This window comes from Microcoleus sp. BROC3 (assembly GCF_036702515.1).
In the GTDB taxonomy this organism is placed as follows: domain Bacteria; phylum Cyanobacteriota; class Cyanobacteriia; order Cyanobacteriales; family Microcoleaceae; genus Microcoleus.
On record NZ_JAUBTQ010000033.1, the window covers coordinates 46,461 to 59,482 of the forward strand.

Annotated in this window: 7 protein-coding genes; 5 read left to right on the forward strand and 2 right to left on the reverse strand. The window is 43.5% G+C overall.

Annotated features, from left to right (window positions below; translation table 11 throughout):
- Window positions 1-44 precede the first annotated feature (44 nt).
- Complete coding sequence (locus tag QUB30_RS20845) at window positions 45-278, reverse strand: hypothetical protein (protein WP_333337028.1); 234 nt, start codon at window positions 276-278, stop codon at window positions 45-47.
- 350 nt (window positions 279-628) lie between these two features.
- Here QUB30_RS20845 and QUB30_RS20850 point away from each other — a divergent pair, with 350 nt between their 5' ends.
- From QUB30_RS20850 to QUB30_RS20870, 5 genes are all read left to right on the forward strand, one after another.
- Window positions 629-1,891: a glycosyltransferase gene (locus QUB30_RS20850; protein WP_333337030.1), complete on the forward strand. Its 1,263-nt coding sequence runs from the start codon at window positions 629-631 to the stop codon at window positions 1,889-1,891.
- 103 nt (window positions 1,892-1,994) lie between these two features.
- Entirely contained in the window at window positions 1,995-8,432 is a 6,438-nt protein-coding gene (locus QUB30_RS20855) for an AAA family ATPase (RefSeq protein WP_333337032.1), read from the forward strand.
- Window positions 8,429-9,460, forward strand: coding sequence for a response regulator (locus QUB30_RS20860; protein ID WP_333337034.1), 1,032 nt, complete (start codon window positions 8,429-8,431; stop codon window positions 9,458-9,460). The genes QUB30_RS20855 and QUB30_RS20860 overlap by 4 nt, the downstream gene beginning before the upstream one ends.
- A gap of 86 nt (window positions 9,461-9,546) precedes the next feature.
- Window positions 9,547-10,176 carry a response regulator transcription factor gene (locus tag QUB30_RS20865; RefSeq protein ID WP_333337088.1) on the forward strand — a complete coding sequence of 210 codons (630 nt, stop codon included), beginning with the start codon at window positions 9,547-9,549 and terminating at the stop codon, window positions 10,174-10,176.
- A 142-nt stretch (window positions 10,177-10,318) separates the two neighbouring features.
- On the forward strand, window positions 10,319-12,481 hold the full coding sequence (locus tag QUB30_RS20870) for a flotillin family protein (protein WP_333337036.1): 2,163 nt from the start codon (window positions 10,319-10,321) through the stop codon (window positions 12,479-12,481).
- Between the two features lie 82 nt (window positions 12,482-12,563).
- Here the strand turns inward: QUB30_RS20870 and QUB30_RS20875 are convergent, their stop codons facing one another.
- A complete protein-coding gene (locus QUB30_RS20875) occupies window positions 12,564-12,983 on the reverse strand; it encodes a transcriptional regulator (protein WP_333337038.1) in 420 nt (139 codons plus the stop codon).
- Window positions 12,984-13,022 lie beyond the last annotated feature (39 nt).

Sequence of the window (13,022 nt, forward strand, 5' to 3'; positions counted from 1 at the left end):
TTTGTCAGACAAGTTCTACCGAATCGTTTCCAGTTACAATCGTCTCAGTTTGGCCGTTTGAAAGCGCGCGTCGCTGCTTCTATTAAATCCATAGACACCACACCAATATCCGGTCCTGGTGAATTGGTTGTGATAACAGGGATACCGGCAGCCCGAGCGCGATCTGCCAGATCGGAACAGCCGCCTGCGATCGCTTCGATATCCAAGTCGCTCAATTCTCGATCGGTTGAGTTTTCCGGTGGAGATGTTGCTTTTTTTATGATGCTTTCACTCGACATGGAAGTTACTCCTTGGGGATTTTTTACAGCTAGGCTATGGCTGACCTATGCGTAAATTTAGTTTAGAAAATTTCCTGGCTAAAGTAGCTAGCTCAAAGTAGAGTTTTGAACCTATAAAAACAACTGAGTTTTAACTCACCTTTAGTTGAGAAGATTACCTGAACTTTTGGCTAGGTATCGCAGATCGCATACAACTATATACTGGTAACACTCTCTTGCAATGACTAAAGCCTGCGTCCCATTCCTGAGTTTCTCCAAGCGATCGCCCCAACTCCCCAACGCCCAACACAAACCACTCATACCGCCCATTAAATGCTAAAAAAGGTTAAATTCACACGGAGCCTTTACTCATGACCCACTTCGGCATTCTCTGTCCAGCAGCCACTGGCCACCTCAACACCATGATACCTTTGGCCAACGAACTGCTTCGCAGAGGCCATCGAGTCACTGTATTTAACTTCCTTGATGCTCAAGCAAAAACTCTAGCCAGCGGCTTAGAATTCCAGTCATTAGCTGAAGATGAATTTCCCCTCGGCACCAGTGCAAAAATCTTAACCGAAATGGGAAAACTCAGGGGACTGGCTGCCTTGCAATATAATCTTAAAACGGTTCCAAAAACTTCGGGTGTTGTTCTCAAACAGGCTCCAGGCGCTCTTAAAAAAGCAGGTGTAGAAGCTTTGCTTGTAGACCAATATTCAGTGGAAGGAGGAACGGTTGCAGATATTCTCAACCTTCCTTTTGTAACTGTATGCAGTGGGTTAATGTTGAATCGAGAACCAAACATTCCTCCAATTGTTACTACTTGGCAATACAGTCCAACTTGGAAAGGGCGCTTACGCAACCAAATCGGCTATCAGTTACTCAATTTGCTTACCAAACCGATTCGAGAGACGATCGCCGAATCTCGCAAAGAGTGGAAATTACCTCTGTACTCTAACCAAAACGATCATTACTCTAAACTCGCTCAAATCAGCCAACAACCCGCTGAATTTGACTTTCCCAGGCAAAATTTACCCCCGCATTTCCATTTCACCGGCCCTTATCACAACCCAGCCACGCGCAAACCATTGCCTTTTCCCTTTGAACAATTAACCGGCAAACCGTTGATTTATGCCTCAATGGGAACAATTATAAATCGCTTGCCGGAATTTTTTCAAACGATCGCCTCTGCTTGTGAAGGATTAGACGCGCAATTGGTAATATCTCTGGGAGGTGGTGCGACTCCAGAATCCTTGCCGCCCTTGCCGGGAAATCCGATAGTTGTTGGCTATGCACCGCAATTAGAACTGTTGCAAAAAGCTGCTCTCACGATTACTCACGCCGGGATGAATACGACTTTGGAATCTTTGAGCAATGCAGTCCCAATGGTAGCAATTCCAGTGATGAATGACGGGCCAGGAGTGGCGGCGCGGATTGCTTATACGGGTGTTGGTGAAGTGGTGTCTTTGAAGGAATTGAGCGTTCCTAAAGTCCGATCGGCAATTGGGAAAGTCCTCACCCAAGAGTCGTATAAACAAAGGGCGATCGGGCGATCGGGCGGAGTCAAGCGCGCCGCTGACATTATCGAACAGGTTGTATTGACTGGGAAGCCTGTCTTGGCTTCTAAAATCTAAAATCTCAGATGTGGAGTCAAATCTAAAATCTAAAATCTAAAATCTAAAATCTAAAATCGACGGATGGCTCACGCACCTCTGGTGTGAGGAGCAAATTTATGCTATGTTCTACGCCACAGTTGACAGCGGTATGAATATGCTGACTCTTCCCGGCGTTGAAATCACAGAGCTCATCTACGAAAGCGCAAACTCTCTGGTTTACCGAGGATTGCGACAGCCCGACAATCAGCCCGTTGTCCTCAAAATCCTCAAAGAAAATTATCCCACCCCCCAAGAACTCGCCCGCTATCGCACTGAGTATAAAATTACACAATCTCTGAATCTGAGTGGCTGTATAAAAGCCTATGATTTGCAGCCATATCAAAACACGCTGGTGATGTTTGTCGAGGATTTTGGCGGCGAATCTTTGAAAATTTGGATGCAGCAGCAAAAATTTAGTATTGCAGAATTCTTGCGAATTGCGATCGCCACTACAGAAAGTTTACAACAAATTCACAGCGCCCACATCATTCACAAAGACATTAACCCTTCAAATATTGTCTTCAATCCAGCTAACGGACAACTCAAAATTATCGATTTTGGCATTTCCACGCAGTTGACGCGGGAGAATTACACCATAAAAAATCCCAACATTTTAGAAGGAACTCTTGCTTATATGTCGCCGGAACAAACCGGCAGAATGAACCGCAGTCTCGATTACCGCACTGATTTTTATTCCCTGGGCGCTACCTTTTACGAACTTCTGACGCATCAACTGCCTTTTGACACTCATGATGTGCTGGAATTAGTACACAGTCATATCGCCAAACAGCCTTTATCTCCATCTGAGGTTAATCCAGAAATTCCGCAAATTATTTCCGATCTGGTAATGAAGTTGATGGCGAAAAATGCTGAAGAACGCTATCAAGGTGCTTTGGGAATTAAAACCGATTTAGAAGAATGCTTGAATCAATGGCACACCAATAATACAATATCATTTTTTCCGTTAGCTTGTAAAGATATTTCATATAAGTTTCAAATCCCGCAAAAACTTTACGGCAGGGAGCGAGAAATTGCAACTATTTTAACTGCTTTCGATCGAGCTTGCGAGCAAAGCCAAATGTTTATGATTGCGGGTTATTCTGGCATTGGCAAAAGCGCGATCGTGCAAGAACTATACAAACCGATTACTCAAAAGCGCGGCTATTTCATTTCCGGCAAATTCGACCAATATCAGCGGAATACTCCCTACAGTGCTGTTGTTAGTGCCCTGCGAGAATTAGTCAAGCAATTGTTAGCTGAAAGTGAAGTACAGCTACAAGAGTGGCGTCAAAAATTATTAACAGCTTTAGGGATAAACTGTCAAATCATCATTGATGTAATTCCTGAGTTAGAATCGATCGTAGGCAAGCAACCAGCAGTCCCAGAGGTTGGGTTGCGCGAGAGCCAAAATCGCTTTAATTTAGTGTTTCAGAATTTCATTACAGTCTTTATTAAACCAGAACATCCTCTGACTGTATTTATAGACGATTTGCAGTGGGCTGATGGCGCTTCTCTCAAGTTAATCGAACTGTTAATGAGCGGTAGGAAACCTGGTTTGTTTCTAATTGGCGCTTATCGAGATAACGAAGTTTCTCCCGCTCATCCGTTAAGCTTGACAATGGAAGAAACTATCCAAAATGGAGCCAAGGTCGATCGCATTTTTCTGTCACCTTTGGATTTAGCCACCGTCACTCAATTGATTTCCGAGGCGCTGAATTGCCGCGAGGAAAGAGTCACAGCCCTTGCTGAGTTAGTGCTGTTGAAAACTGGTGGCAATCCTTTCTTTATGAATGAATTTCTCAAAGCGCTTTATACGGAAGGGTTGTTACAATTTGACTTTACCGCTGTCAGATGGGAATGGGATGTAGGGGAAATTCAAGGGCGGGGATTCAGTGATAATGTTGTCGAATTGATGTCTAGCAAGATTCAACAACTGCCGGATAATACGCAGGAAACGTTAAAAATAGCAGCCTGCATAGGCAATCAATTTGATGTCAAAACCCTAGCTTCGATCAGTCAAAAATCGCGGCGAGAAACAGCGGATTATTTGTATGCAGCCGTGGCGGAAAATTTAGTCGTTGTGTTGGGAAATATGGGAGATGTGGAATTAGAAATTGCCGGGAAATTACCCAGCAGCCAATCGCTTGAATATAAATTTGTTCATGACAGAATTCAGCAAGCTGCTTATTCGCTAATTGCAGATCGAGATAAGCCGATCGTCCACAGACAAATCGGGCAAATACTGTTGCAAAATACTCCGGGCGAACAGCGAGAGGAAAAAATATTTGACATTGTTAATCAACTGAATTTCGCCGCCTCATTAATTAGCGATCGCTCCGAAAAAGATGAACTGGCTGAGTTAAATCTGATTGCTGGCAATAAAGCCAAGGCATCTGCTGCTTATCAGCCAGCTTTCAACTATCTGCAAACGGGGCTAAAATTGCTGGCAGAAAACGCTTGGGTGGTGCAATACCCGCTAAGCTTGCAACTGCATCAAGAAGCCGCAGAGCTAGCTTACATTTTGGGCGATTTCGACCGGATGGAAAGTTTAGCTGCCCTGGTGCTGGAAAATGCTAAAATCGCGGTCGATGAAGCAAAGATTTACGCTCTTAAAATTCAAACAGCGCTGTCTCAAAGCAACTTTCAAGAAGGCATAAAAATCGGTTTGTCTTTTCTACAATTATTGGGAATAAATTTACCAGAAAACCCAGACATGAGGGATGTTGAAAAAGGATTTGAAGAAACAAAATCTCTTTTGGCTGGCTGGAAAATAGAGGACTTGCTTGACTTGCCCGATATGACACGACCCGAACCTCTGGCCGCTTTATTGATTTTATCAAGACTAATGGGGACTACCTCTATAGCTAACCCCAACTTAATGATATTAATGGTTTTAGTTAATGTCAATTTATCGCTTGAATATGGAAATTCTATTTTTTCGGCTTTTGCTTATGCGACATATGGCATTGTACTGTGTGCGAGTGTTTTAGATATTGAGTTGGGTTATCATTTTTCCCAATTGGCATTAAAGTTAGTAGAGCGCTTTAATGCTCAGGAAGTCAAAGCTAAAGTTTTAGATGCTATTGGCAATCACATTCTCCCTTGGAAAAAGCATTTAAAAGAAACTAGAGCGATGTTATTAGAAGCTTATCAGAGTGCGGTTGATACAGGAGACGTGGAATTTATTGGCTATGTTTTATTCGAGCGACCTTTTAATTCTTATGCAATGGGATTTGAACTGGGAAAACTAGAAGAGGAAATTGTAAATTACCGTCAAACTATTAGCAAATTCAGACAAACAAGTGGCTTAAATTACCTCTCTATGCTTTTAGAGGTGGTTCACAATTTACAAGAAGCTAAGTCAAACACTACTATTCAGTTGAGAGGAGATGCTTACAATGAGGATGAATCACTACCTATATATCTCTTAAATAATGACACTCACGGGTTGCTATTGCTTTATTTAAATAAACTGATTTTAGGTTTTTTATTTGAAGATAATTATCAAGTCGCCCATAATGCAGACATGGCAAAACAGTATATCAATGGCGATCCAGGAGTAGTTACTGTCCCGATATTTTACTTTTATGATTCTTTAGTTTATTTAAGATTATTGAGCGAGAGAACAACGATTGACGATAAAAATAATTGGCTCGATCGAGTGACTCTCAACCAAGAAAAAATGTGTAAATGGGCGCATCACGCTCCAATGAATTACTTGCATAAATTTTATCTAGTGGAAGCTGAAAAAGCACGACTTTTGGGGCAATTTCTCGAAGCGAGCGACTATTACGATCGCGCCATTGCCCTCGCTAAAGAAAACGAGTACATCCACGAAGCCGCCCTCGCTTACGAACTCGCCGCCAAGTTCTATTTATCCAGGGGGAAAGAACTAACAGCCAAAGCTTATATGCAGGAAGCTCGTTACTGCTATCAACTTTGGGGGGCAGCGGCTAAAGTAAAAGATTTAGAAATGCGATATCCGCAATTATTTACGATCGATCGGCCTACAAATAAAAACATTTCAACCACTACATCAACTACGGGCAGCCGTTCTAGTTTTTCCTTGGATATCGATACAGTCATGAAAGCTTCCGAGGCAATTGCTGGGGAAATTGTACAGGATAAATTACTCTCCAGATTGATGAAAAATTTGATTGAAAATCTGGGCGCTCAAAAAGGATATTTAATTTTAGAAACCCAGGGTAAATTGCTGATTGAAGCTGAAGGTACAATTAATGATGAACGGATAGCAGTGTTGCAATCTGAGCCTGTTGAAAATTGCCCGGAACTTTCCGAAGCTATTATCAATTATGTCGCTCGAACCAAAGAAAATTTAGTGTTAAATGATGCCACTCGTGAAGGTAACTTTACGAATGACTCTTACATCAAAGCACGTCAGCCCAAGTCTATTTTGTGTGCGGCTTTGATGAATCAAGGTCAACTGGCTGCTATTGTTTATCTCGAAAATAACCTTACGGCACAAGCTTTTACTCCCGATCGCCTGGAAGTTTTGCAATTGTTATCGGGACAAGCAGCGATCGCACTTACCAATGCTAAACTTTATGCAGAAGTAAAAGAACGCGAAAATCTGCTTACTCAATTTATTAATGCGATGCCGATTGGAGTAACAGTAATTGACAGCGCCGGACAAATTTCCTACGCAAATTCCACAGCTTCCAAACTCAGCGGCATCAATTATATACCCGAATTAAATGCCGCTCAATTTGCCGAAATCGGTCAAGCTTATTTAGCAGGAACTAACGAGTTATATCCCACCGCACAAATGCCAATAGTGCGTTCTTTGACGGGTGAAACGGTCAAAGTAGATGATATCGAGTTCCACCGACCTGATAAGATTGTTTCCTTGGAAGTTTCCAGTACACCAATTGTGGATGAAACTGGTAAAATTAATTATGCGATCGCCACATTTCAAGATATCACCGATCGCAAACAAGCCGAAAAAGTTTTAGCGGATTACAACCGCACTTTAGAACAGCAAGTGAGCGATCGCACTCTCGAACTCCAGCGGGAAATTATCGAGCGACAACGAGCTGAAGACGCCGCACAACAAGCCAACCGAGCAAAAAGTACATTCCTCGCAAATATGAGCCACGAATTGCGGACTCCCCTCAATGCAATTCTGGGTTTTTCCCAATTAATGAATCGTTCTTCTAACCTATTGCAGGAACAGCAAGAACACCTGAGTATTATCACCCGCAGCGGAGAACATTTGCTTGAACTGATTAACCAAGTATTAGATTTATCCAAAATAGAAGCGGGACGCACGACGCTCAACCCGACAAACTTTGACCTCCACCGCCTACTGGACGACATCGAAAATATGTTCCAACTACCTGCAGAAAATAAGGGATTACAGTTATTAGTAGAGCGGATGCCAGACGTTCCCCAATATGTGCGGACAGATGAAATTAAATTGCGCCAAATCTTGATTAACCTGCTTTCTAACGCGATTAAATTTACCTCCGAAGGCGGCATTTATGTGAAAATTAAAAAGCAGGATTTTGCTCAGGAAATCTGCTTTGAGGTTGAAGACACGGGAGCGGGAATAGATGTTAGTGAATTAGACAAGCTTTTTGAAGCTTTTGTGCAAACCAAAACGGGGGAAGAATCGCAACAAGGAACAGGATTAGGTTTAACGATCGCACGTTCTTTTGTGCAGTTAATGGGCGGTGAAATGACAGTCAGTTCTCGTGCGAGAGGCGGTACTATTTTCAAATTTGACATTAAAGTTAATGCAGTTGAAAGTGCCGATCGCCAACGGGAACAGCCAACCAGACGAGTTATTGCGATCGCGCCCAATCAACCCCGCTATCGGATTCTCGTTGCAGACGACGCTTTTGACAACCGCCAACTGCTAGTTAAACTGCTTTCCGCGATCGGTTTTGAAGTTTACGAAGCAAAAAATGGGATGGAAGCAATAGAAAAGTGGGAGCAATATTCACCGCACTTAATCTTTATGGATATGCGGATGCCGGTGATGGATGGGTATGAAGCAACCAAACAAATTAAAGAGGGCAACCACAGGGGGATTGCCCCTACTGAAAACGAGGATTTTGTAGGGGTAGTGCCCCCGTGCCTACCCCAGACAGCAATTATTGCTATAACAGCAAGTAGTTTTGAGGAAGAGAAAGCTATGGTTCTTTCTATCGGCTGCGATGATTTTATTCGCAAACCATTTAGAGAAGCAAACATATTTGATGTTCTGCACAAATATATCGGGGTGCAATTCGTTTTTGAGGAACTCAATGCTGCCCCTAGTTTCACAGAAAATGAAGTAAAAGTATTGACAAAAACCGCTTTTTCGGAATTGCCTCCTGAGTTAGTAGCCAATCTCCAGCAAGCCATTAGCAACCTGGATGTGGAACAGATGCAAACAGTCATCAGTCAAATTCGCGAAATCAATCAGCCCTTAGCTAGGGCGAGCGCAGCTTGCATTAAAAATTTTCAGTACGAACAGTTGCTCAATTTAATACACACATTAAGGGATGAGACATGAACAAAAACCTCTGTTTTACCCGTCAGGAAAGTATTTTAGTTATTGATGATTGTCCTGAGAACTTAAAACTTTTAAGTGGCATATTATCTGTCGCTGGGTATAAAGTTCACCTAGCTCCCAGTGGGAAATTAGCTCTAAACTTTATCAATGCCAACTTACCAGACTTAATTTTACTGGATATTATGATGCCTCACATGGATGGCTACGAAGTCTGCGAGCAGCTCAAAGCTACTCCAAAAACTCAAGATATCCCCATAATTTTTATCAGCGCTTTGCAAGAAGTTTTCGATAAGGTTAAAGCATTTTCTATGGGCGGAATAGACTATATTACAAAACCTTTTCAACAACAAGAAGTTTTAGTGCGCGTTGAAAATCAATTGCGTCTGAGAAAAATGTCTAAACAACTCATAGACCAAAATATTCTAGAAGAGCGCAACCGCATGGCGCGGGAAATTCACGACACTTTAGCGCAAACTTTTGCAGGCATTATCATACATTTGGGAGCTGCTGAACGGGTAATATCAGCCAATCCAGAACAAGCACAAGTATACATGAAAACAGTCTGCGAACTGGCTCGCTCTGGTCTTGCTGAAGCGCGGCGATCCGTAGAATCTTTGCGCCCGCAACTGTTAGAAGATGGCGATTTGTATAGCGCTCTCAACCAAATTGCTAAACAAATGTCATCAGATACTGATACGCGCACTATTTTTGAAGTGGTTGGCACGGCATATTCCCTACCATTAGAGGTAGAAAATAATCTGTTGCGGATCGGGCAGGAAGCATTAACAAATGCTTTCAAATATGCCAAAGCTACGGCGATACAAATTGAGTTGGTTTACGAAATATCCAAGTTTATTTTGCGGGTGCAAGACAACGGACAGGGCTTTGATACGGAAAGTATAGGTTTTAGGAATGGCTTTGGTTTATTGGGAATGAGAGAACGCGCCGATCGCATTAACGCGCAGCTAACAGTAAACAGCCGCCCCGGAAACGGAACAGAAGTTATAGTTTCAGTTAATTGCCAGTAAAGTAAGGTGCACATTTCGCACCCTACATAGTAAATTTGTAGTGAGAGCTTCATTTTTTTTAAAATAAAATTAACAGGGTAAACATGATTAACCAATCAAATATTATTCGCGTTTTAATTGCCGACGATCATTATATTGTGCGGCAAGGTTTAGTGGCGCTGCTGGAGCACGAATCAGATATTAAAGTTGTGGCGCAAGCAAGCAACGGCGAAGAAGCTGTGACAATGTTTCGCCAACATCAGCCCGATGTAACGCTGATGGATTGGCGGATGCCGGTGATGGATGGAGTCGCCGCCATTGCTGCGATTTGTGCGGAGTTTCCCAGCGCCCGGATTGTGGTGCTGACGACTTATGACGGCGATGAAAACATCTATCGCGGATTGCAAGCAGGCGCTAAGGGCTATCTGCTGAAGGATGCAGAACCAGAGGAGCTTTTAGCAGCAATTCGGGCGGTTTTTGAGGGTAAAAAGTACATTCCGCTGGCAGTGGGTGTTAAGTTAGCCGATCGCCTGAGTGGCCCTGAATTGAGCGATCGCGAATTAGAAGTCATCCGCCTCATAGTCGGGGGTAAAAGCAACAGCGAGATTAGTGAGGTTTTGCACATCAGCGAAAGCACCGTCAAGTTTCACATCAACAATATTTTGAGCAAGATGGGAGTTAGCGATCGCACGCAGGCAGCGATTTCCGCATTAAAACGGGGGATTGTCAGCCTGTAGTTTAATGAGCGGTATTTTTTTTACTGATAAATATGACTATTATGACCGCAAATAATGATAAATAAGACCTTAAGTTTTATGTAAAAACTTTTTAGTAAGGCTAAGGTGGAACTCCTAGGACAAATTAGCCCTCATCAAAAAAATGCTTTATTCATTTTTGTCCAAGTCTCAAGTCAAAGTCCGCATTTTAAAACAGTTTGCAGCGGCTGTTTCGGCGTCTTTAGCCCTCAGTGCAATAACCAGTTTGAAACCCTCGCCGGTATTAGCAGCTAGCAATATCCCCCCCGCAAATCAAACCTCGACTCAGCTAGCCGCAAAACCTGATTCTAGCTTGCAGCTAGGGCAGTTGCGCAGCACTGTTCCCGTGCAGACAATGCAGCTCGATCCGGGCGGATTTATCCCGATCGCGATCGGCGGTATGATAATTATTCTGGTGCTGCCATTATTTTTTGGCGGATTGGTAGTAATTGGCGATCGGGAAGTCGGAATTGTCAGTAAAAAGTTTAGCTTCGGCGGCAAGTCTTTACCGCCCGGAGATTTAATTGCCTTAAACGGAGAAGCTGGATATCAAGCTGATACTTTGCCCCCCGGTTGGCACTGGGGTTATTGGCCTTTGCAGTACAACGTTCGCAAAGAGTCTCTGACTGTAGTTCCCCAAGGCGAAATTGCTTTAATTATCGCCGCAGGTGGTCAGTCAATTCCACCCCAGCGCATCCTAGGCAAAATCACAGAATGTGATAATTTTCAAGATGCTCGCCAATTCCTCAAAGGCGGCGGCGAAAAAGGTAGACAACTCGGCATCTTGACTGGTGGTAGCTATCGAATTAATACAGCCTTATTTACAGTAATTACAGCGGCTAATGCTGCCAAACACGGGATGACAGCCGAACAATTAAAGCTGTACAGAATTGCCCCAGATAAAGTAGGAATTGTCACAACTTTTGACGGCGTTCCGATTCAAGATGGCGAAATTGCCGGCCCGATTATCCCGAATCACGACAACTTCCAAAACGCGCAAAAATTTATCACCGCCGGCGGGCGGCGCGGTTTGCAGGAACAGGTTTTGCTTTCCGGTTCGTGGAACTTAAATCCTTGGTTTGTCGGGGTTGACCAAGTGGCGATGACCGAAATCCCGATCGGCTATGTCGGCGCGGTTATTTCCTATGTCGGCCAAACCTCGGAAGATGTGAGCGGTGCTGCTTTCACTCACGGAAATTTAGTAAATGTCGGCAACAAAGGGGTGTGGGTGACTCCTCTTTATCCCGGCAAACATCCGCTGAATACTCGCATTTTGAAAGTAGAGTTAGTGCCGACTACAAATATTGTTTTGAATTGGTCTAGCAAAACAGAACGGCACAGTTACGATTCTCAACTTTCATCTTTAACAGTGCGTTCTCAAGACGGTTTTGCCTTTGATTTAGAAGTAGCTCAGATTATTCACGTCGGCGCTTTGGATGCTCCGAAAGTTATCTCTCGCGTCGGTTCGATGCAGAATTTAGTAGACCACGTTTTGCAGCCGACAATTGGCAATTATTTCCGCAACTCGGCTCAAGCTTATTCTGTATTAGATTTTCTCTCGGCAAGAAGCGGCAGGCAAGCGGAAGCCGCCGAGTATATCAAAGCAGCTTTGCGTACCTACGACGTGCAGGCAATTGATACTTTAATCGGGGATATATTGCCGCCTGCAGAGTTGATGCAAACTCAAACCGACCGCAAAATTGCTGAGGAACAGTGCAAGACTTATGAGGTGCAGCAATTAGCACAAACTCAGCGGCAACAATTGGTGCGGGAAACGGCGCTGGCTGAGATTCAGCAAGAGATGGTGAAATCGGAACAAGGCGTGAAGATTTCTGAGTTGAAAGCGAATTCTCAGGTGAAACAAGCTCAAGGCGAAGCTGAGTCGATTCGGGTGAAGGGAAATGCTCAAGCTGAAGCTTATCGCGCGGGTGTTGTGGCTTTGGGTGGTTCCGGTTATACGGCTTTGCAGTTAATGCAAATTATCGGCGATCGCAACGTGCGAGTTGTGCCCGATGTTGCGGTAACAGGCAACGGTAGCGGCGGCGGTTTGGTTGATGGTTTGCTGGGAATGATGATGTGGAATCAAACGAGCAAAAATGGAGAAAATGGCGGGGAGTTACCGTTAGTTAACCTACAGAAATCGGAACCTGCGGCAAAGTTATCAGTAGCCCAGGTGAATTCTGTCAAGCCGTCGGCATCTCGCGCTAATTCCCCTGTTGCGAATTCTGAGGCTGATATTGATTCGCGGTTTGATGAATTGCCGTTTGACGATCGATCTTTTAGTTAGGCTGTGCAGTTTGTAGTGAGAACGAGCGTCCTCTATGAAAGCTTTTAGTCAATAAGGAGTAAATTTCTTACTACAAACAATTTTAGACAGCATTACCAACAACTTGATGCAGTGGAAAGAAAACAGCCGGCGAGACACTGAAAAACTCTGCAAGTTTTTCTATGTGTTCAGTTGTAAGTTGACGCTTTTCATGGAGTATCTCTGAGACAATAGACTCGGTTTTAAAAATACGAACTAGGTCTTTTTGTCTCAGGTAAAATTCTTCGATTAAAGCTTTTAACAGTTCTATCCCATAAATGTCAGGTATGGGTTCTAAAGTTTGCTCGTATTCATAAACCAGAGTTCCAAGTACGTTTAGATAGTCGCGTTCGTCTGAAGTCAGTTCGCCTTTGTCCAACAGAGAATCCATCGCTTTTTGAGTTGCAATTAATTCTTCGTCAGCAGTTATGGGTCGGGGAGGAAATGTTTTGAGTAGTTCGAGATAAGCGCTAGAGTTGTTCATGTGACTAGGCAATATTAAGTAAGTAATATTTGATCATTC

What these genes read in the sequence shown, in the direction of transcription:
- QUB30_RS20855 (WP_333337032.1), top strand. Translation starts at nt 1,995, where the DNA reads ATGTTCTACGCCACAGTTGACAGCGGTATGAATATGCTGACTCTTCCC.
- QUB30_RS20860 (WP_333337034.1), top strand. Translation starts at nt 8,429, where the DNA reads ATGAACAAAAACCTCTGTTTTACCCGTCAGGAAAGTATTTTAGTTATT.
- QUB30_RS20875 (WP_333337038.1), bottom strand. Translation starts at nt 12,983, where the DNA reads ATGAACAACTCTAGCGCTTATCTCGAACTACTCAAAACATTTCCTCCC.
- QUB30_RS20845 (WP_333337028.1), bottom strand. Translation starts at nt 278, where the DNA reads ATGTCGAGTGAAAGCATCATAAAAAAAGCAACATCTCCACCGGAAAAC.
- QUB30_RS20870 (WP_333337036.1), top strand. Translation starts at nt 10,319, where the DNA reads ATGCTTTATTCATTTTTGTCCAAGTCTCAAGTCAAAGTCCGCATTTTA.
- QUB30_RS20850 (WP_333337030.1), top strand. Translation starts at nt 629, where the DNA reads ATGACCCACTTCGGCATTCTCTGTCCAGCAGCCACTGGCCACCTCAAC.